Source organism: Leclercia sp. CFBP8987, assembly GCF_034044995.2.
GTDB lineage: Bacteria > Pseudomonadota > Gammaproteobacteria > Enterobacterales > Enterobacteriaceae > Enterobacter > Enterobacter tamurae.
The window spans coordinates 3,543,035-3,563,762 of the sequence record NZ_CM188255.1; the positions used below are offsets into that span (position 1 = coordinate 3,543,035).

The window sequence follows — 20,728 nt, forward strand, 5'->3', positions numbered from 1 at the left end:
CAGTCCTTCTCCTTAGCCCAGTAGAGTGCGCAAGTGCGCCGCAACGCCGTCCTGCGTTACCGTTGTTTGCTCACCAGAGCGCAGATCCTTCACTACCACTTCGCCGTTAGCCACTTCTGACTCGCCAAGCACCAGTGCGATACGCGCGCCCCACTTATCGGCACGGGCGAACTGTTTCTTAAAGTTGCCGCCGCCGTGGTTGGTCATCAGCTTAGCCGCTGGCAGCGCATCGCGCATACGTTCGGCAAGCTGCATTGCCGCAGACTGCGTTTCCGCGCCTGAGGCCACCAGGTATATATCGACAACAGGATCGGCTTTAAATTCCGGATTAACTGCCTGAACTAACAAAACAAGTCGCTCGAGGCCCATAGCGAAACCGACTGCAGGTGCCGCGCGGCCGCCTAACTGCTCTACCAGGCCGTCATAACGACCACCCGCGCAGACTGTTCCCTGTGAGCCGAGGCTGGTGGTCACCCACTCAAACACGGTGCGGTTGTAGTAGTCCAGACCACGTACCAGGCGCTGATTGACGGTATAAGCAATACCCGCAGCTTCCAGCAGTTTGCACAGACCAGCAAAGTGTTCGCGGGAATCTTCATCCAGATAATCGCCCAGGGAAGGCGCGTCGTTCAACAGGGCCTGCACGTCCGGGTTCTTGGAATCCAGCACGCGCAGCGGGTTGCTGTACATACGACGCTTGCAGTCTTCGTCCAGCTTCTCTTTATGCTGCTCGAGGAAGGCCACCAGCGCATCACGATAATTTGCACGCGCTTCAAGAGAACCAATGGAGTTAAGCTCCAGGGAGACGTGGTCAGCGATACCCAGCGCGCGCCACCAGCGGGCGGTCAGCATAATCAGCTCTGCGTCAATATCCGGGCCTTGCAGACCGAAGGCTTCGACACCCAGCTGGTTAAACTGACGATAGCGGCCTTTCTGAGGGCGTTCGTGACGGAACATTGGGCCGATATACCACAGGCGCTGCTCCTGATTGTACAGGAGACCATGCTCGATGCCGGCGCGTACACATCCCGCCGTACCTTCCGGACGTAAGGTCAGGCTGTCGCCATTACGATCCTCAAAGGTATACATCTCTTTTTCAACCACGTCGGTGACTTCACCGATAGCGCGTTTGAATAACGGGGTCTGCTCTACAATCGGCAAACGGATTTCGCTGTAACCGTAGCTGCCGAGCACCTGCTTGAGGGTGCCTTCAATGCGCTGCCAGATGGCGGTCTCGGCAGGCAGATAATCGTTCATGCCGCGAATGGCTTGAATGTTCTTTGCCACGTTTGTTCTCTTTCTATAGACAAAAATGAACCCTGGGGTTCATAACCGAAGGGTTCAATCATACACAGGAAGCGAACCGCTTCCCATCACGTTATTTTTCTACCTGTAGCACGCTGATGCGCTGCGCTTCATCCAGCATGGTGGCTTTGGCGCGAATGCGGGCTTCAAGCTGATCAATCATGTCGTTATTATCCAGACGATCTTTGCGGACGCCATCTTCATAGAGACCACTTTTCTTATTGCCACCCGTAACGCCCAGGGTCGACACCAGGGCCTCACCCGGACCGTTCACCACACAGCCGATAATCGAAACGTCCATCGGGGTGATGATATCTTCCAGACGCTGCTCCAGCGCATTCACCGTACCAATGACGTCGAACTCCTGACGTGAACAGGTCGGGCAGGCGATAAAGTTGATGCCACGGGAGCGAATACGCAGCGATTTCAGGATATCGAAACCAACTTTGATCTCTTCCACCGGATCGGCGGCCAGCGAGACACGCAGGGTGTCGCCAATGCCTTCATTCAGCAGCAGACCGAGGCCAATCGCTGATTTCACTGCACCGCTGCGCGCACCACCTGCTTCGGTGATCCCGAGGTGCAGGGGCTGATCGATCTGCTTCGCCAGCAGACGATAGGATTCAACGGCAAGGAAAACGTCCGACGCTTTAACGCTGACTTTGAACTGGTCGAAGTTCAGACGATCGAGATGATCCACATGACGCATAGCCGATTCGAGCAGCGCCTGCGGAGTCGGTTCGCCATACTTTTCCTGCAGATCTTTTTCCAGCGAACCGGCGTTCACGCCGATACGGATGGGGATGTTTTTGTCGCGGGCGCAATCGACCACCGCGCGGATACGCTCTTCGCTGCCGATGTTGCCAGGGTTGATCCGCAGGCAATCAACGCCGTATTCCGCGACTTTGAGCGCGATACGGTAATCGAAGTGAATATCGGCAACCAGCGGAACGGAGACCTGCTGTTTGATGAGTTTGAACGCTTCTGCCGCATCCATTGTCGGCACGGAAACGCGGACAATGTCTGCGCCTACACGTTCTAACGCTTTGATCTGATTGACCGTCGCTGCCACGTCAGTGGTGCGAGTGTTGGTCATCGACTGAACGGCGATGGGAGCACCATCGCCAATTGGCACATTCCCGACGTAAATACGTTTCGATTTTCTACGTGGAATAGGAGCCTGGTTATGCATGGAAAATCTCCCGCGTTGCCTGTCTGTTACTTACTGTGCTGCTGATTGTTCGGCATTGAGGGTCAGACGCGCAACCTGGTTAGTTCTGATAAAACGGCTCAGATCGACAGGTTTACCCTGGAACTGGATCTGGACCGCTGCCGGAGCACCAATCTTGAGCTTATAGGGCGCCTGGCCTGCCAGATTTAACGTTCCGTCCTTACGCTGCAGACCGCTAAACAGCTTTTTGCCGGTCGCGTCGGTCACTTCCAGCCAGCAATCGGCGCTGAAGTTCATGACCAGTGCGTTCGGGTCGGCCGCTGCAGCGGTCACGCCCGCCGGATCGGATGGCAGAGGCTGAACCGCGTTATCCGCGGTAGCTGCCGGTGCCGTCTCGACGTTTGCCTGTGAAGGCGAAACCACGGCGTTGTCAGCCGGCGCCTGGGCAGTTTGATCAACGACTGGCGCAGCAGTCTGCGCCGTTGCCGTATTCGCCGTACCGGCAGTAACCGCCTGCGGTTCGCTGGCGGTTGCTGAGGCGTCGGTATTCAGGGGGATGCTCTGCGCGCCCTCACCTGCCGAGCCGTTAAGCTCGGCGGAGGATTGGTCGGCCATGGTGGTGATCTCTTCCTGCTGCGCTTTGTGGTTCTGCCACCACCAGGCGCCCGTCAGGCCGATAACCACAAACAGTACCAGCCAGGTAAAGCTCATCAGCCAGCCATCACGCTTTTTACGACGTTTGCCCAGCGAAAAACTCTGCATCGGCGCGACTTTCGCCGCTCTGACCGGTGCCTGTTTTTCCATCATCGGCAGCAGTTCTTCTTCTGGAATATGCACCAGTTTCGCATAAGAGCGGATATAACCACGCAGAAACGTTGAAGCAAGTTCGGCAGGTGCCTTATCTTCTTCAATATCGCGGACCGTGGAAACCTTCAGGCATAAGCGTTCCGCAACGGCTTGCTGGCTTAGTCCGAGTTGTTCACGGGCGTTGCGAAGACGAACGCCAGTGGAAAGTGCTGCATTTTGGTCGTGAGTGGCTTCAGTATTCATTCGCTACAACTACTGGTACGTGAAAATTGAGGATTCTGGCGCCGGTGAGTCACAATGCCACCCGCACCGCGAAACTTCTGGTCAGTTAACCTTAGTAAGACAGCACAACACTGTCAGGTTTTCGTTGACAGAAGCGGCTTGTCAGTGAGGCTAAACTGTTGTTGCGTCGTTACATACTGCCTTAAAGTCATATAAAACGCACCGTAATTATTATCAATACACCGGTGCAATGACTGTTTATTCGCATCTTACGCTGCCACGGCGCAGATAATGCGCCGTGACTGCATAATAATTACACGGCCTTGATGTCGATCGCTTCGCCTTGCATACGTTTACGCAGCGTACGCTTGGTGCGGTCGATAACTTCACCGGCCAGTTGACCACAGGCCGCATCAATATCATCGCCGCGGGTTTTACGCACGATAGTGGTAAAACCATACTCCATCAGCACTTTGGAGAAACGGTCGATACGGCTGTTCGAGCTACGGCCATACGGCGCGCCCGGGAACGGGTTCCATGGGATCAGGTTAATCTTGCACGGCGTATCTTTCAGCAGCGCGGCCAGCTCATGCGCATGCTCGGTGCCGTCGTTGATGTGATCCAGCATGACGTACTCAATGGTGACGCGTCCCTGGTTAGCGTTGGACTTCGAAATGTAGCCCCGCACCGAGTTCAGGAAGGTCTCGATATTGTACTTTTTGTTGATGGGGACGATCTCATCACGGATGGTATCGTTCGGCGCATGCAGCGAAATCGCCAGCGCAACGTCAATCATATCGCCGAGCTTATCCAGCGCAGGCACAACACCTGATGTAGAGAGCGTCACGCGACGTTTGGACAGGCCAAAACCGAAGTCATCGAGCATGATTTCCATGGCCGGAACCACGTTAGTCAGGTTCAGCAGCGGCTCGCCCATCCCCATCATTACCACGTTGGTGATCGGACGGGTGCCGGTCACTTTTGCCGCGCCGACGATCTTCGCCGCACGCCAGACCTGGCCGATAATTTCCGACACGCGCAGGTTACGGTTGAAGCCCTGCTGCGCCGTGGAGCAGAACTTACACTCCAGCGCACAACCGACCTGGGAAGAGACACACAGCGTGGCGCGATCTTCTTCCGGGATATAGACCGTTTCAACGCGCTGATCGCCTACGGCTATCGCCCATTTGATGGTGCCGTCAGCTGAACGCTGCTCTTCCACCACTTCCGGGGCGCGGATTTCCGCGACCTCTTTCAGCTTGTTGCGCAGCACTTTGTTGATGTCAGTCATGTCATCAAAGTCGTCGCTGCAATAGTGATACATCCACTTCATGACCTGGTCGGCACGAAACGGCTTCTCGCCCATCTCTTTGAAGAACTCGCGCATCTGCTGACGGTTCAGGTCCAGCAGGTTGATTTTTCCATTTTTATTTGGAACCGCAGGAATGGCGACTTCGGAGGTATTAACTAATTCAGACATAATATATTCCGGCCTCGTTGTTACACGTTATGGCCCGTGGAGGGTTGAAAAGAAACGCCCCGGAAAGCAGTCTGCTCATCCGGGGCGTTGCATTGTACAAAGTCTCACGCAGGGATGCCACGTTTGCACGCGGCATTTACGAAAATAATGTGTAAACGAAACCGTTAAATTAACGGGTACGTGAGCACACTTCGCCTTCTGCGAAGAAGAAAGCGATTTCGCGTTTAGCAGATTCTACGGAGTCGGAACCGTGGGTGCCGTTCTCGGTGAAGCTGTCAGCGTAATCTGCGCGCAGGGTACCGGCCAACGCGTTGTCCGGGTTGGTTGCGCCCAGCAGATCGCGGTGACGCTGAACAGCATTTTCGCCTTCCAGCACGGAAACCACGATTGGGCCAGAGGTCATGAACTCAACCAGACCGTCGAAGAATGGGCGACCTTCGTGCTCAGCATAGAAACCGCGAGCCTGCTCAACGGTCAGATGCAGCATTTTGGTGCCAACGATTTTGAACCCTGCCGCTTCAAAGCGAGCAAAGATGCTGCCAATAACGTTTTTTGCCACCGCGTTTGGTTTGATGATGGAAAAAGTACGTTCAATAGCCATGATTACCTCTGTGATTTGTTCTGTTGTTTTGCATTCATGCGAAATATATGGCGCGGATTATAATGAGCATTCACGCCATTGCCTATGGATGGATGTAACATTTTTTTAAAATAAGACGAGTTTTAACAACAGATCGGGGCTAAAACCTGTTTTATCTATTGCAACGTAAAATCAGCGGTCGCCACCTGCCCCGCCTCATCCATCACCAACAGTTGATACTCTCCGGCATTTTCAAGATGCAACGTATACGCCCGCCCCTGCGCATTTAGCGGTTCGCCATTGAGAAACCACCAGCGGGCACCGTTACTGCCGCTGGCCAGCAGAGGCAATGACACGCGCGCCTCACCCGGCAGGCGCTTAATCACCGCTCCCTGACGAATACCGGACAGAATCAGCGGTGCCGGGAAAGCCTGGCCGAGCGGCGGGCAGGTTGCAGATGCAGCCGGGATGCGCGCAGCCCGCCGTTCCGCCTGCGGTAGCCAGGGCTCCAGCGGCAGAGGCCAGACGTCAACGCTGTGTTCCTGGGCCTGCGGGCAGTCCGCCGCCACCCGTTTGCCGCTGTTATCCAGCCAGACAGGGAAACGAATCCCGCGGATGCCCTCCTGCTCCGGCAGTAGCAGCGTCGGCGGCTGGCTTCCCTCAAGCAGCCAGGTCGCGAGGCGACGACGACAGTTGCTGTCCCCTTCCGGCAGAGACTGCCCGCCCGGCCAGCAGATCACTCCCCGGCTCACCGAGGCCGGACGCGGGTCGCGCGGCAGGCGCGCCTCATCCAGCGCCGAACGCGACTGCAGCAGGTTGTTGACCTGATTTAACACCGGCACCGCGCTGGCAAAACCAAATTGCCCTGCCACCGGCGTACCGTCCGGTCTGCCGGTCCAGATTCCGATCACGTAGCGTGCATTCAGCCCTATCGCCCAGGCGTCACGGTAGCCATAGCTGGTACCGGTTTTTATCGCCAGGGGTACCACCTGAGCAAGGGCGCTGTCCGGTAGCGGCTGCGCCTCGTTGGCCAGAATGCGGCGGACGATCCACGCCGCCCCGGGCGACAGCAGAGGCCGCTCGAGCAGGGGGTCATCCGGCTGCAGGCGCAGCTTCCCTGCCCGACCCTGACGGGCAAAAGCGCTGTAAGCCGCAGCGATATCTTCCAGACGCGCCCCGGCACCGCCGAGGATCAGGGAGAGGTTCGGCTGAGCGCCTGCGGGCAGCAACAGCGGCAGTCCGGCGTTACGCAGCATCCCGGCAAACTTTTTCGGCCCGTAGGCTTCGAGCACCTGCACGGCGGGCAGGTTCAGGGATCGCACCAGCGCCTCGCTCATGCTGATTGGGCCATGAAAACCGCTGTCAAAATTCCCCGGACGGTAATCGCCGGTGCGGCGCGGGACATCCTGCAGCAGCGAGGCCGGGTGGATCAGCCCGTCATCCATCGCCAGGCCATAGACAAAGGGCTTGAGCACCGATCCCGGAGATCGGATCGCCTGGATCATATCCACATGGCTGAAACGACTGTCGTCGTTGATGTCCACCGATCCGACCCAGCCGCGCACCTTCATATCGGTATGATCGACCACGATCATCGCCAGTGAACTGCGGGGCGGCAGCCGGGATTTCCAGTTCAGCGCCAGCTCCTCCAGCTGGCGCTGGAGTGTGGCATCGAGGGTTGTCACCACTTTGGTATCACGGCTTTTGCTGAGCATCATGCGCGAGAACAAGGGTGCCAGTTGCGGCATCTGCCGGGGGGCCAGCCATACTGGCTCCTCCTGCGATTCGCTCACCTGACGCGCGGGCCAGACGCCCTGAGAGGCCATGCGCCTGAGCACTTTATTGCGTGCCGCCTCGGCACGCTCCGGCCAGCGGTCCGGGCGCAAACGGCTCGGGGCCTGCGGCAGGACGGCAAGCAGCGCAGCTTCGGAGTAGCTCAACTGCGCAGGGGCTTTCCCCAGGTAAGCCCAGCTGGCGGCCCCCACCCCCTGCAGCGTACCGCCAAAGGGGGCACGGTTCAGATAGAGGGTCAGGATCTCACGTTTAGAGAGATGCCACTCGAGCTGGAGCGCGCGCCAGAGCTGACGCGCTTTGCCACCGAAGGTCCGGGGATGAGGATCCAGCAGACGGGCAACCTGCATGGTCAGCGTACTCCCGCCCGAGACCACCTTCCCGGCAGTAAGATCCTGCCAGGCGGCACGTAGCACCGAGAACGGATTTACGCCGGGATGATCCCAGAACCAGCGATCTTCATACTGGATCAGGGCTTCGAGATAGCGGGGGGAAACCTCTTCGATAGTGACCGGATAGCGCCAGATCCCGTCGCGATCGGCAAATCGCCACAGCGGGATGCCCTTCTCGTCCACTACCACCCGGGCAGGATTGACCTCGTGTAGCGGGAGTGGCCACAGGCGATCGGCAGCAATGACGCCGCCCCACAGCAGAAGTATCGCCCCCACCAGCCATAGCCAGCGGGAGCGTATCCATTTCCGATACTGCACGTTACGGAACGACAGTCAGCGGGCCGCTGGCCGCACCCGTTGCCCGCCACTGCGGCACGTACATCGATTCCACCAGCGGCACAGGCACCGTATAGGTTCCCGGGGTGACCGCGCGCGCCAGATAGACCAGCGTCACCGGCTGGTATTCATTGACCGGCACGGCAGCGACAAAGCGATCGTCGCGGAACTCCATATGCTGAATATCGGCCTGCTGCATCTGGTTGAGCAGGTTCTGTACTTCACTCCCGCTCTCCTGCAGGCTGGCGCTGCTGCTGGCAAGGTTCTGGTTTTCCAGTTCCAGCCCGGCAGGCAGCAGGTCAACCACCAGCGCATCCGGCACGCTCTGGCTGGCGGTAACGTTCAGCCAGACCAGCACCAGCTCACCGCTCTTCAGGGACGAGAGGGATTTGCTGCTGCCATCGGTCGCCAGAATCTGACGTTCAATTTTCAAGACGTTAGAAGCAGGCTGCGGCGCGTATTGCGGGTAACCGCTGCTGTCCAGGCGTACCCACAGCGGCGTAGTACCGGTGTTGGTCACCTGCAGAGCAGCCAGCTGATCGGCGTTGAGGTTCTGCACCTGTGGTTTATCTCCGCTGGTACTACCTTCTGCCAGCGTGCTGGTCACCTGCCATGCCCCGGAGAGGTTCTGCAGGGAACGCCCCGCCAGGAACAGGGCATTGCTCTCCTGGGTGGAGAGCCAGCGCTGGCTGAACGCCTGCTGAGAGAGCGCATTCAACAGCGTGTTCTGCGCATCCGGCAGCAGGTTGTACTCTTCCAGCAGGCTGAGCATCATCGCGTTATCCCGCAGCGGGCTGCCGTAATCGGCCATCCAGCTCTGGGTTTCGCTACGCGGGGTTTTGATGGCCAGATCCAGCGCCTGCTGACTACGGGGTGCGTCCCCCATCAGCTTCAGCGCCAGTCCCAGCTGCATCAGCGGCAGACCCGATTTTGCCTGGGCACGACGCTCCCAGATTTCACGCAATGCGCCGAGAGGGGCTTTCTGCTGACGCGCCAGCACCAGCGCGGCATAGGCCTGAATAGCGAACTTGCTACCCGGGGTGTCATCACTGTAGCGGACCGCCATCATGCCCGGATCCTGCAGGTAGCGCAGCAGACGGTTGTTGGCATTGTTAACTGCATCCGTCGGAACGCTGTAACCCTGCTCGCCCGCGCGCACCAGGAAATCGGTGACATAGGCGGTGAGCCAGTACTCTTCCGGCCCCTCCTTATCCCACAGGGCAAAACCGCCGTCGTTACGCTGCATCTGCAGCAGGCGGGAGATGCCAATCTCAATAGCCGCCCGGCGCTTCTCGTCGGTGTCGCCCTTTATGCCCAGGGCGTTCAGCTGGGCGGCACTGGTATAGAGCGACGGGAACAGGCCGCTGGTGGTCTGCTCCAGACAGCCATATGGATAGGCCTGCAGCTCACGAATATAGCGGGCCAGGTTGAGCGGCGGCTTGCCGCTGAGCAGGAGCTGCCCCTGTAACGTCACCGGAGAGAAATTAGCAAGATGCTGTTCCGGCGCGTGCCAGCTCTCACCCGGCTTGAGCATCGTGCCGCTGTTCACCGTCTGCGCCGGGAACGCCGGACGTACGCCGATCTTCCAGCTCTTCTGCTGTGGCGCGAAGGTTTCGCCGGGAAGCGTCAGGCCGCTCACCTGGGCGGCGATTTCCCCCTCGCCGTAACCGTCCAGCGCCCGCACCGGAATAAACAGCGTTGAGCGTTCACCGGCCGCCAGCTGCACCGGCTGCGGCTGGCTACCTTCCAGCGCCAGATTTCCACCCGCGGTCAACGCTACGTTCAGGGTTTGCGGTTTATCCGTCAGGTTGGTCAGATCCAGCGCCAGCCTGGCGTTATCGCCGCTGGCCAGGAAGCGCGGAGTGTTCAGTTCGGTAATAACGGGCGCGGCAACGATAACCTTGCTCTCACTGCTGCCGAAATCGTCATCGGTCCAGGCCTGAGCCATCAGACGCAGCTCGCCGTTGAAGTCACCAATCGGTAACGAAACGGTCCCTTCACCGTTGGCATCCAGTTCTACCGGCTGCGCCTGCTGGGCAATGATAGTGACATGGTTGACCGGCGGTTTACCGCCACGCTTGAGTTCATCCCCATCACCACCAAAGCGCAGCGACGCCAGACGCCCCTGGCCTTCAATCACCTGGCCGTAGATGTCGTAGATGTCCGCGCCATAGCGCTTCTGACCAAAGAATGCCTGCCACGGATCGGGAGTAACGTAATCGGTAATATTGAGTACGCCACTGTCCACCGACGAGACCAGCACGTTGATTTTCTGCGGGGTCGCCCCCTCTTTCACGCTGGCCTTCACTTTGACAGCCAGGGTCTGGTTCGGACGCATTTTCTGTGGGTTATCCAGCGCAATGCTAAGGCGACGGTTTTCATCACCCATCGGCAGATGCAGCAAGCCCACCGCCCGTTTTGGCGTGGCGGATTTGGATTTATCGCCGGGGCGAACCACCAGCGTGGAGAGATAAAGATCGTGACGTTTCCAGGCTTTATCCACCGGGATAGTCATATCCAGCCCCTCGGCCGGGACCTCGATCTCTTTCCACCACAGCGGCCCTTCGCTGGATTCGATCATCGCATAGCCTTTCCCTGCTGCCGGGGCGGCAATGTGCAGCTTGATGCTATCCCCGGGCTGATAGGCCGGTTTATCCAGTTTCAGGGTGACGCGATCCGGGCGTGCTGCCCCCGTTCCGTCGCTGTTATCCTGCCAGCTGTAGCCTGCCCAGAAGCGCACGCTGCTGACCGCCTCGTCCGGGGCTTTCACTTCCAGACGATAGGAGCCCCACTCCACCGGGAAGCTGACTTTTCCGGTTTCGTCGGCGGCCAGATCCAGCGTCTGCTCGCCCTCGATCAGATCTTTTTGATCAAACTGTGACTGCCAGCCGTCGCTCTCCGACCAGTTCCAGGAGTAGTCGCGGCGCTCGCGGATCAGACGCACCTGCAGGCCCGAGACGGCTTTTTTCACCCCGCTGGCATCGGCGTAAACGATATCAAACCCGGCCTGGCTGTTCTCCTCGACAATCGGCTGATTGACGGTGGTATCGGTGCGGTAGTCATAGACCGCTTTGCTGGCGAACTGCGGACGGATGCCCGGCAGGGTTGCGGCTGGCCAGACGGCCTGCTCTGCCCGGCGGGTAACTGGACGGCCACCGGACTCCAGCAGGCTGGCCTGCAAAACAACCTGCAGCGGAGAGTGGGTCTCTTTCCACTGGCTGTCGCTGCTCACCTGCCCGCGTCCCTGCTCGTTGAGGGTCAGTTGCACCTCATCGAGGCTGCGGCTCAGGTTCTCTTCGGCAATATCCCCGAACTGGAAGCCCGGCAGAGCGGCCACGGCTTCCCGCAGCGGGCGCAAGAAGAGCTGGCCCTGCAGGCTGTTGCCGTTGGCAGGGGCGCCGTAGAGGTAATACCCGGTGACATCGAACGCGACAGGATCCTGCGGGGATAGTGGCGTTTTTTGCCCGGCAATATTGAGCGCCATGCGTTCTGGCATAAAGTCTTCGACGTGGAAATCCCACATCCGCTGCTGGTTATCGCCGGTGCTGGCACGAACATGCCACATCCCGGTTTGTGCCCCGCTATCAAGCTGATAGTCAAAGCGGTAAAGCCCGTTAGCAGGCTGGCTGACCACGGTGCGCGCGACCTGCCCGTCCGGGCGCAGCACTTCGAGCTTCACCGGCTGGTCGGGGAGCGGTTTGCCGTCGCTGTCGCGCAGCAGGCCGTTGAGGATCACCGTTTCGCCCGGGCGGTAGAGATCGCGGGGGCCAAACATAAAGAACTGTTTACTAAAGCCCGGCGCGCCGGAGATAGCAAACTCCGCCAGATCCAGCGCCGGGAGGGTGAGATCCAGCAGCGTGGTCTGCCCGTCTTTACGGGCGAGGAGCAGCGCGGCTTCTTTGTCAGTCTGCAGGGTCGCGTGACCGTCGGCGTCGCTGGTGGCCTGCGCCAGAGTCTGCCCTTTATCGTTGAGCAGCTGCACCTCGATCGCCGACTGCGCCGCGCCGTTCTCCAGGCTCTGGGTGAAGATATCCAGCCGGTTATGGTAGCGGTGTGCGGAGAGACCGATATCGCTGAGGGTAAAGAGGGTGGCGGCATTGCTGTAGTTGTAATGCCCGGCCTGATTCATCACCGCGATATAGACACCCGCCTGCTGCAGTGGCTTGATATCCGCCAGCGGCAGGAGCAGTTTTTCGCGGGTATTGCGGGCCGGATTAAGGTCAAAACGGCCGGTGTAGACCAGCTCCGCCATCTTCAGCAGATTGTCGGATTCCCAGTTGGTGAGCGAGCTGCGGTACTCCCACTGGCTGACAAAGGCGGCCAGTGACTCGGGTTTGACGCGGTAGAAATTCACATCGACATTATTAACATTCAGCGCCATCACCGGCAGCCCTTCCACCACCTTACCCGGCAGCAGCGAGCCGCGGCTGGCAAAGCCCACGCTCGGCGCAATATCGCGGGTTGTAATGGCTTTTTCGACGTCGCTGCCAAAGGTGCTTTTATTCAGCGCCAGCAGATCGCGCTCGACGGTAACCACCAGGTTACGGTTCGGCTCCAGATGACGCAGGCGCAGCTCTTTCAGGTTCGGCGCCAGCTCCCAGGCACCGTCAACCTTGCCGCTTTTTTTATCGACCACATGCACCGTGCGGGCGAAATCCTGCGAAGGATCGAGCGGCACGGAGAAGGTCAGCACCAGCGCAGCGGCACCCTCCAGCTGGATCTCAGACGCATCCAACAGGGACAGCGTTTTGCCCTGGCTTTGTGCTGCCAGCTTCTCCAGCGTGGCGTTGTCCGGCTTGACCGGCGCAGAAGCAGGCGCTGGCGTAGAGGTGGAAGCAGTGGCGGTGGCGGGTGCCGCTGAAGAGGTCTTATCGTCACTCTCATCACAGCCGACAAGCGTGATGGAGGTAAGCAGCGCTAATGACAGCGCGGCAAGGCGAAACGGTTTCATCCTTTATCCCTGGCCTTGCGGGCCTGTTGGTCGTCGTCGGGATAAGTATTATCCGCAAGTTTCATTAATACAAAAGCGTTGATTCCAATTCTGGACAACGCCTCGCAAACTTTTCTGTGCCGATAAAGATTTCGTTGCTGGCGCGATCACAGCGTTAAAGGTTACATGTAACCTTTAACGTCATTTGTTTTTAAAACAATAAGATAGCTGGATAAGGTCGCGCTTGCCCTGCTAATTTTAATGCTATGACGCACCCTGAGTGCGCGGTTCAATAAGAGAGAACGACATGAAACGAGCCGTGAACGCCCTACAAAATTTCGGAAAATCATTGTACGGACCTGTACTTATCCTGCCGATAGTCGGTCTGTTCATTGCTTTTGGTAATGTATTAGGTAATGGCGCCCTTGCCGGGTATCTGCCATTCCTCGGCCATCCACTGATCCAGAGCATCGGCCAGCTGATTTCAAAATCCGCCGTCTCGGTGCTGGTTAACCTGGCGCTGGTGTTTGCCGTGGGGATCCCCATCGGTCTGGCAACGCGTGACAAAGGTTACGCGGCGCTGATCGGCCTGGTGACCTTCGTGGTGTTTATCAACGCCATGAACGTGACCATGCAGCTACAGGGGGCGCTGGCTCCCGCTGATCAGATGAAAGCGGCCGGGCAGAGCATGGTGCTGGGGGTACAGGTGCTGGAAATGGGCGTCTTTGCCGGGATCCTTACCGGGGCGCTGTCGGGCTATCTGTATAACAAATACTCCGGCGTGCAGTTTAACGGCGCGATGGCGATCTACTCGGGGCACTGCTTCGTCGCCATCATTATGCTCCCGGTCTCGATGCTTCTGGGGGTGGTAATGAGCGAGCTGTGGCCCTTTGCCCAGCACGGCATCAGCGCCATGGCCTTAGCCATTAAAGGCTCCGGGGCGTTTGGGGTGGCGATTTACGGCTTCCTTGAGCGCATCCTGGTGCCGACCGGCCTGCACCATCTGGTATATACCCCTTTCCTCTACACCGAACTGGGCGGCACCCAGGAGGTCTGCGGCGCCACCTATCAGGGCGCGCGCAATATCTACTTTGCCGAGATGGCCTGTCCGGAGGTGAAGCAGCTCAGCAGCACAGTGGTATGGGATGCCCGCGGCATCAGCAAAATGTTTGGCCTGCCTGCCGCCGCGCTGGCGATGTACATGACCGCGAAACCGGAGCGTAAAGCCGCGGCGAAAGCGATTCTGATCCCGGCGGCACTCACCTCGCTGCTGGTGGGGGTGACCGAGCCGATTGAGTTCTCCTTCCTGTTCGTCGCCCCGCTGCTGTTTGTGGTTCACGCGGTCCTGACCGGGATCGGCATGATGCTCTTTTATCTGCTGGGGGTTCACGCCATCGGCGCCAACGGCATCATCGATTTCATTCTCTATAACCTGCCGCTGGGCACCGAAAAATCCAACTGGCCGATGTACATCCTGGTCGGGTTAATCATGTTCAGCCTCTACTTCGTGGTCTTCCGCTTCCTGATCCTGCATTTCCGCATGAAGACACCAGGGCGTGAAGAGGAAGATCAGGAGACCCGCCTGTACAGCAAACAGGAGTACCAGGCGAAAGGCAGCAATGATGGTCTGGGCGAGGCGATTGTCGTCGGCCTCGGCGGACGCGAAAACATTGAGGTGGTGGACAACTGCTACACCCGCCTGCGCGTCACGGTCAAAGACGTAGCCATCATCGACGAGCCGCGGCTCAAGGCGACGGGCGCGAAAGGCATTATCAAGCAAGGTAACAACGTTCAGGTGGTCTACGGGCTGCATGTCAAAAAAATGCGAGAAGCGGTCGAGACGGTTCTCTGAAGGAGATAAACATGATTACCCCCCCATTTATTCTCTCTATCGCCGGTGGCGGCAGCACCTATACGCCCGGGATTGTGAAAAGCCTGATGGTGCAGCTGGACAAATTCCCGCTGGCCGAAATTCGTCTCTACGACATCGATGAAGCGCGGCAGAGCACCATCGCGCCGGTGGTAGAGAAGGTGATTCGCGATCACAGCCAGGACATTAAGTTCAGCGTCACCAGCGATCCGGAAGTGGCGTTCAGCGGGGCCCATTTCGTCTTCGCCCAGATGCGCGTCGGCCAGTACAAAATGCGCGAGCAGGATGAGAAGATCCCCCTGCGTCACGGCGTGGTCGGCCAGGAGACCTGTGGCCCGGGCGGACTGGCGTACGGCCTGCGCACCATCCTGCCGATGGTTGAGCTGATCGACATGGTTGACCGCTATGCCCATGAGAAGGCGTGGATCGTTAACTACTCCAACCCGGCAGCCATTGTTGCCGAAGGCGTGCGCCGCCTGCGCCCGGAGGCCCGGGTACTGAACATTTGCGATATGCCGGTGGCGGCAATGCGTAACATGGGAGCCATTCTCGGCGTGGATCGCCACAAGCTGGAGGTGGACTACTTCGGCCTCAACCACTTCGGCTGGTTTACCCGCGTGCTGGTGGACGGCGAGGATAAACTGCCTGAGCTGCGTCGCCATATCGCCAGATTTGGTCTGCTGACCGAAGATGCGGCCAAAACCGACCCGCAGCACTCAGATCCGTCGTGGGTGAAAACCTGGCGCAACATCAAGCCGATCATGGACAACTTCCCGGAATATCTGCCGAACCCGTATCTGCAGTACTACCTGATGCCGAACCAGATCGTGGAGCACCAGAACCCGGACTACACTCGCGCCAACGAAGTGATGAACGGACGGGAGAAAAAGCTGTTTGCCGCTGCGGAAGAGTATAAACAGACCGGGATCCTGTCGGATGCCTTCCACGTGGGAGTGCACGGCGAGTTTATCGTGGATGTGGCCCGCTCGCTGGCGTTTAACCTGCGTCAGCGTCATCTGGTGATGGTGGAAAATCGGGGGGCGATTACCAATCTGCCGTACGACGCGATGGTTGAGGTTCCGGCGTATATTACAAGCGAAGGGCCTGAGCCGATCCGCATCGGTCAGGTGCCGCTGTTCCACCAGACCCTGCTGCAACAGCAGCTGGCCTCGGAGCAACTGCTGGTAGAAGCCACCATCGAAGGCAGCTACGAAAAAGCGTTGCAGGCGTTCACCCTGAACCGCACCGTGCCGACGATGGAGCATGCCAAAGCGATCCTGGATGAGATGATCGAGGCCAACCGCGAATACTGGCCAGCACTGCAAAAAGCCTGGCAGGATGGGGAAGCAGTGAAAAAATAAGGGCTTGCTCGCGAGTTGAACGTGGTCCGCTTGTCGGTGTCAGAAAAAACACCGACAATCCATCAATGGATTCATTAATGGAGGCACCCATGTCCACCTCGTATTTTGTCTCAGCCGACTGGCTGATTGAGCACAGTGATGACCCTGAAGTTCAAATCATTGATGCTCGTATGGCTCCTGCCGGTCAGGAACACCTTCGCGATATGCCCGCGGAATACCGCGCCGGACATCTGCCGGACGCGGTATTTTTTGATATCGAAGCGCTCTCCGATCATACCTCTCCCCTGCCGCACATGATGCCGCGCCCGGAAGCCTTTGCCGTGGCGATGCGCGAGCTGGGCATCAGCCGCGATAAGCATCTGGTCGTTTACGATGAGGGTAACCTCTTCTCCGCTCCGCGAGCATGGTGGATGCTGAAAACCTTCGGCGTGGAGAAAGTGTCGATTCTGGCGGGCGGTCTTGCCGGCTGGCAGCGGGCTGAGCTGCCTCTCCAGCAGGGCGATATCTCTCTGCCGGATGGCGATTTCGAAGCCACCTTCGATGCCGGGGCGATCAAGCGCGTCACCGACGTGCTGCTGGCAAGCCACGAGCAGACCGCGCAGATTGTCGATGCCCGCCCTGCCCCGCGCTTTAACGCCGAGGCCGACGAGCCGCGCCCGGGCCTCAAACGCGGCCATATCCCCGGCGCACTTAACGTGCCGTGGGGCGATCTGGTGTTTGAAGGCGAACTGAAAACCACCGACGAACTGCGTGAGATTTTCTCTCGTCAGGGCGTGGATCTCCATCAGCCGATCGTCGCCAGCTGTGGCTCCGGGGTCACCGCCTGCGTCGTCATTCTGGCGCTGGCGACCCTCGGCAAAACCGACGTCACGCTGTACGACGGGGCGTGGAGTGAATGGGGTGCCCGGGACGATCTGCCGGTTGAACCGGCTCAGTAATGGATAACCGTCTGGCGACACTGTTAACGCGCGGGGAGTCTCTGACCCGCGCAGAGTATCGCGTGCTGGCCCATCTCACCGAACATCCCCTGCTGGTGGGCCAGATCACCGTGCGGGAGCTGGCGCAGGCGACCTTCGTCTCTACCGCCACCATTATGCGTCTGTGCCGCAAGCTGGGCTTCAGCGGCTTTAGCGAGTTCACCTGGCACTGCAAGCAGCTGCTGAGCGATACGCCGCACATTGCAGCTGAAGCCAGCCAGACGGCGGAACTCCCCGCACTGTTTAATCAGTTTATTGCTAATTACCAGCAGACCCTGCAGTGGGCGACGCCGGACAAGCGTCGCCGCTTTGGCGAACTGCTGCGGGAGAAAGAGAGCTTCTTTCTCTACGGGGCGGGCTTTTCCTACCTGTTTGCCGAGTACCTGACCAAGAAACTGCAGGTGCTGGGCAAGACGGCGTTTATCTCCGGTCCTGGCGACAGCCGCAATATTTTTCTCAGCAACGCCTCGCGCTATCAGGTCTTCATCGCGGTGTCGCGCAGTGGCGAAACGGAGCAGGTACTGGATAAGGCGCGGATCGCGCAGAACGTGGGGATGACGGTGGTGGCCTTTACCCGGGCGTCGGCAAACACGCTGGCGGGGATGGCGAATCTGCATTTTGCGCTGTACGACGAAGCGGTGCATTTCGCTGCCGAGGCCGCAGGGGTGACGTCGTTTGAGTCGAACCTGGTGCTGCTGATGGATTTACTGCTGCTGGAGGCAACGGGGTGAAGATCACCCCGTGATGGTTCAGATAATGCGGTTGTTTTTGAAATCGCGCAGGAAGCCACCCCAGCGACGTTCATAGAACGGCGTGATGTGCTCGGTGATAAAGTGGCTGATGCCCTTCTCCCCTTTCACCACCTGACAGATATCGATCGGTTCGTCGCCCGGCAGGGTATCGGTCGCCACGCTGCCTGTCGCCTGGATGATCTCTTCGATGTCGCCATCTGCCTCAATCCCGATCAGCAGTACCGGCTGTTCGTCAGCCTGCTCTTTGATCGAGCAGAGAAACGCCCGTTTCACCGGTTTGAGGGTTTTAAACAGGGTGGTCAGGGAGTCAATCATCTGCGCCGGTGGCTCGGCCACTTCCGACAGCAGCAGAGATGCACCGCCCTCCAGCACCTCCTGAGTGCTGAGCGGGTTGCCCTCCTCACCAATCAGATGGCTGATTTCGCGCGGGGTAAACTCTTTCCCGGTCGGCAATTTGGCATTCAGGAACAGGGTTTCGCCCAGCGTCATCTCAAACAGCGTACGCACCGGCATCACCACGAACGCCTGCTCATCTTCAACCGCTTCCTGCAACGCTTCCAGTGAGGAGAAGAACGGGATCACCGAGGTGCCGTCATCCTTTTCCCAGTGCAGCAGATCCAGGGCGCTGTCCTCAACAACCTGCTCACCTTCCGCGGCGGTGCCGGGCACCCAGACGGTGGACTCCAGCAGCGTGCGGAAAAATGCCGGACGATGAGCGGGCTCGGTGGCCGCTTTCTCCAGCAGGGTTTCTAATTCGTTTTTGGTTTCTGACATAGTTTCGTTACTTCAAAATCGCCCGGCGGCGCTACGCTTGCACGGGCCTACGGGTTTTGTAGGCCGGGTAAGCGCAGCGCCACCCGGCAAGCCAATTACTCTGCGGTCAACAGGTTCGCAATAGTACGCACACCCAGACCGGTGGCACCGGCAGACCACTGCTCAACCGCTGCTTTACGGTAGGTGGCGGAGCAGTCGATGTGCAGCCAGCCTTCGTGATAGTTCTCAACGAAGTGCGACAGGAAACCAGCGGCGGTGCTGGCACCGGCCGGATAGGCCGCGCTGGCGGTGTTGTTCAGTTCGGCAAAGTTCGACGGCAGCTGGCTGCGGTGGAACTCGGCCAGTGGCAGACGCCAGAACGGCTCGTTCTCGGCAGCGGCGCTGGCCAGCAGACGGGCCGCCAGCTTGTCGTCGAAGCTGAACAGGGCATGATAGTCGTTGCCCAGCGCCGTTTTCGCCGCCCCGGTCAGGGTCGCCATATCGATGATCAGCTCAGGTTTCTGCGCAGAAGCATCAATCAGGCCATCGGCCAGCACCAGACGGCCTTCGGCGTCGGTGTTCATCACTTCGACGTTCTTGCCGTTGCGGTAGCGAATGATATCGCCCAGCTTGAAGGCATTACCGCTGACCATGTTATCGGCGCAGCACAGGTACAGCTTCACGCGCTTGTTCAGGCCGCGGGTGATGGCAAAAGCCAGCGCGCCGGTAATGGTAGCCGCGCCGCCCATGTCGGACTTCATCGAGTCCATGAACGCGCTCTGCTTCAGGCTGTAACCGCCGGTATCGAAGGTGATACCTTTACCCACCAGGCAGGCATACACCGGGGCTTGCTTGTCGCCGGTCGGGTTGTAATCCAGCGCCAGCAGAACCGGCGGGCGTTCAGAACCACGGCCTACGGTGTGCAGACCCATGTAGTTCTGCTCGCGCAGATCTTCGCCTTTAGTGATGCGATAAGACATCTTGTCGCCAGCGACGTTGCTCAGCAGATCCACCGCGCGCTGCGCCAGCTGCTCCGGGCCTAACTCTTCAGCCGGGGCGTTAATGGTGTCACGCACCCAGTCGATGATGGTCAGACGGCTTTCCAGCTCTTTCTGTGCCGCCGCGTCGAGGCTGGCCCACTCAATTTTACGGGTGCCTTTCGGGCCTTTGTAACCTGACGAAAAGGCCCAGCTGCGATCCACATCCCAGCCTTCGCCGTCGAGGGTGACATGTTTAATGCCCAGACCGTCAATTTTACGCGCCGCGCGCTGGATCAGGCCTAAATCGTCGCTGCCGTTCAGATGCAGGGTAATACCGTCGTTATTAATGCTGTAAGTCGCTTTTTCACCCCAGCGCGCATCGGCAGGCTGAGTAGAGAGCGTAATCTTCATCGCTTCGGTCATTTTTATTTATCCTTATTAGCAACAAGCAAACGGGCCGCCTGAAGGCAGCCCGTAACGTTTTTATTCTGCTTCGTCTAACCAGACTAGCAGAATCGCCTCCAGAACTTTTTCATTGGATGCGTTAGGATCGTCGTCAAACTCTTCCAGGTCGCAAATCCACTGATGCATATCGGTGAAGCGTACGGTTTTCGGATCGAGATCCGGATTAGCGTCGTACAGCGCCTCGCCGATTTCACGGCTGTCTGTCCACTTCAGTCCCATATTAATGCTCGCGTGCGTGGTTAAGCGTATAACGCGGAAGTTCGACCACCAGATCTTCATCGGTGACGCGCGCCTGACAGCTCAGACGACTTTCCGGCTCCAGACCCCATGCTTTATCCAGCATGTCATCTTCATCTTCTGTGCTCTCCGCAAGAGAGTCAAAGCCCTCGCGGACGATGCAGTGGCAGGTCGTGCAGGCACAGGATTTTTCACAGGCGTGTTCCACTTCGATACCGTTGCGCAGGGCAACGTTAAGGATGGTTTCGCCAGTCTCAGCTTCCAGAACTGCACCATCCGGACAGAGGTCCGCATGAGGCAAAATAACAATCTTTGGCAT

The 20,728-nt window shown here is 58.7% G+C and carries 15 protein-coding genes; 4 read left to right on the plus strand and 11 right to left on the minus strand.

Annotation, left to right across the window (positions count from 1 at the left end; genetic code table 11):
• Window positions 1–12 precede the first annotated feature (12 nt).
• The 7 genes from hisS to SOM40_RS17075 form a co-directional block, all read right to left on the minus strand.
• On the minus strand, window positions 13–1,287 hold the full coding sequence (gene hisS / locus SOM40_RS17045) for a histidine--tRNA ligase (protein ID WP_106994608.1): 1,275 nt from the start codon (window positions 1,285–1,287) through the stop codon (window positions 13–15).
• A gap of 91 nt (window positions 1,288–1,378) precedes the next feature.
• Window positions 1,379–2,497 (minus strand): flavodoxin-dependent (E)-4-hydroxy-3-methylbut-2-enyl-diphosphate synthase, encoded by a 1,119-nt coding sequence (ispG, locus tag SOM40_RS17050; protein WP_106994607.1) that lies wholly within the window; start codon window positions 2,495–2,497, stop codon window positions 1,379–1,381.
• Between the two features lie 30 nt (window positions 2,498–2,527).
• On the minus strand, window positions 2,528–3,526 hold the full coding sequence (rodZ, locus tag SOM40_RS17055; RefSeq protein ID WP_106994606.1) for a cytoskeleton protein RodZ: 999 nt from the start codon (window positions 3,524–3,526) through the stop codon (window positions 2,528–2,530).
• Between the two features lie 292 nt (window positions 3,527–3,818).
• Window positions 3,819–4,985, minus strand: a complete 1,167-nt coding sequence (gene rlmN / locus SOM40_RS17060) for a dual-specificity RNA methyltransferase RlmN (RefSeq protein ID WP_106994605.1) — start codon at window positions 4,983–4,985, stop codon at window positions 3,819–3,821.
• Window positions 4,986–5,154: 169 nt separating this feature from the next.
• Entirely contained in the window at window positions 5,155–5,586 is a 432-nt protein-coding gene (gene ndk / locus SOM40_RS17065) for a nucleoside-diphosphate kinase (RefSeq protein WP_320530397.1), read from the minus strand.
• Window positions 5,587–5,741: 155 nt separating this feature from the next.
• Window positions 5,742–8,066 (minus strand): peptidoglycan glycosyltransferase PbpC, encoded by a 2,325-nt coding sequence (gene pbpC, locus SOM40_RS17070; protein ID WP_320530398.1) that lies wholly within the window; start codon window positions 8,064–8,066, stop codon window positions 5,742–5,744.
• Window position 8,067: 1 nt separating this feature from the next.
• A complete protein-coding gene (locus SOM40_RS17075; protein ID WP_320530399.1) occupies window positions 8,068–13,035 on the minus strand; it encodes an alpha-2-macroglobulin family protein in 4,968 nt (1,655 codons plus the stop codon).
• 286 nt (window positions 13,036–13,321) lie between these two features.
• On the opposite strand from SOM40_RS17075, the gene SOM40_RS17080 reads away from it, so the two are divergent.
• The 4 genes from SOM40_RS17080 (at window position 13,322) to SOM40_RS17095 (ending at window position 17,953) form a co-directional block, all read left to right on the plus strand.
• Window positions 13,322–14,866, plus strand: coding sequence for a PTS transporter subunit EIIC (locus SOM40_RS17080; RefSeq protein WP_106994601.1), 1,545 nt, complete (start codon window positions 13,322–13,324; stop codon window positions 14,864–14,866).
• A gap of 11 nt (window positions 14,867–14,877) precedes the next feature.
• Window positions 14,878–16,245 carry a 6-phospho-alpha-glucosidase gene (locus tag SOM40_RS17085; protein WP_262663366.1) on the plus strand — a complete coding sequence of 456 codons (1,368 nt, stop codon included), beginning with the start codon at window positions 14,878–14,880 and terminating at the stop codon, window positions 16,243–16,245.
• An 89-nt stretch (window positions 16,246–16,334) separates the two neighbouring features.
• A complete protein-coding gene (gene sseA / locus SOM40_RS17090; protein ID WP_225758288.1) occupies window positions 16,335–17,183 on the plus strand; it encodes a 3-mercaptopyruvate sulfurtransferase in 849 nt (282 codons plus the stop codon).
• Complete coding sequence (locus tag SOM40_RS17095) at window positions 17,183–17,953, plus strand: MurR/RpiR family transcriptional regulator (protein ID WP_106994598.1); 771 nt, start codon at window positions 17,183–17,185, stop codon at window positions 17,951–17,953. Before sseA ends, SOM40_RS17095 begins: the two co-directional genes overlap by 1 nt.
• Before the next feature lie 18 nt (window positions 17,954–17,971).
• Here the strand turns inward: SOM40_RS17095 and sseB are convergent, their stop codons facing one another.
• The 4 genes from sseB to fdx all read right to left on the minus strand — a co-directional run bounded on the left by sseB (window position 17,972) and on the right by fdx (window position 20,728).
• Entirely contained in the window at window positions 17,972–18,748 is a 777-nt protein-coding gene (gene sseB, locus SOM40_RS17100) for an enhanced serine sensitivity protein SseB (protein WP_106994597.1), read from the minus strand.
• Window positions 18,749–18,843: 95 nt separating this feature from the next.
• Window positions 18,844–20,130, minus strand: a complete 1,287-nt coding sequence (pepB, locus tag SOM40_RS17105; RefSeq protein WP_106994596.1) for an aminopeptidase PepB — start codon at window positions 20,128–20,130, stop codon at window positions 18,844–18,846.
• 60 nt (window positions 20,131–20,190) lie between these two features.
• Window positions 20,191–20,391: a Fe-S cluster assembly protein IscX gene (gene iscX, locus SOM40_RS17110; RefSeq protein ID WP_106994595.1), complete on the minus strand. Its 201-nt coding sequence runs from the start codon at window positions 20,389–20,391 to the stop codon at window positions 20,191–20,193.
• 1 nt (window position 20,392) lies between these two features.
• Window positions 20,393–20,728: an ISC system 2Fe-2S type ferredoxin gene (gene fdx / locus SOM40_RS17115; RefSeq protein WP_106994594.1), complete on the minus strand. Its 336-nt coding sequence runs from the start codon at window positions 20,726–20,728 to the stop codon at window positions 20,393–20,395.

Coding starts and splice junctions, on each gene's coding strand:
- ispG (WP_106994607.1), bottom strand. CDS start 2,497: ATGCATAACCAGGCTCCTATTCCACGTAGAAAATCGAAACGTATTTAC.
- rodZ (WP_106994606.1), bottom strand. CDS start 3,526: ATGAATACTGAAGCCACTCACGACCAAAATGCAGCACTTTCCACTGGC.
- rlmN (WP_106994605.1), bottom strand. CDS start 4,985: ATGTCTGAATTAGTTAATACCTCCGAAGTCGCCATTCCTGCGGTTCCA.
- ndk (WP_320530397.1), bottom strand. CDS start 5,586: ATGGCTATTGAACGTACTTTTTCCATCATCAAACCAAACGCGGTGGCA.
- SOM40_RS17075 (WP_320530399.1), bottom strand. CDS start 13,035: ATGAAACCGTTTCGCCTTGCCGCGCTGTCATTAGCGCTGCTTACCTCC.
- SOM40_RS17080 (WP_106994601.1), top strand. CDS start 13,322: ATGAAACGAGCCGTGAACGCCCTACAAAATTTCGGAAAATCATTGTAC.
- SOM40_RS17085 (WP_262663366.1), top strand. CDS start 14,878: ATGATTACCCCCCCATTTATTCTCTCTATCGCCGGTGGCGGCAGCACC.
- sseA (WP_225758288.1), top strand. CDS start 16,335: ATGTCCACCTCGTATTTTGTCTCAGCCGACTGGCTGATTGAGCACAGT.
- SOM40_RS17095 (WP_106994598.1), top strand. CDS start 17,183: ATGGATAACCGTCTGGCGACACTGTTAACGCGCGGGGAGTCTCTGACC.
- sseB (WP_106994597.1), bottom strand. CDS start 18,748: ATGTCAGAAACCAAAAACGAATTAGAAACCCTGCTGGAGAAAGCGGCC.
- pepB (WP_106994596.1), bottom strand. CDS start 20,130: ATGACCGAAGCGATGAAGATTACGCTCTCTACTCAGCCTGCCGATGCG.
- iscX (WP_106994595.1), bottom strand. CDS start 20,391: ATGGGACTGAAGTGGACAGACAGCCGTGAAATCGGCGAGGCGCTGTAC.
- fdx (WP_106994594.1), bottom strand. CDS start 20,728: ATGCCAAAGATTGTTATTTTGCCTCATGCGGACCTCTGTCCGGATGGT.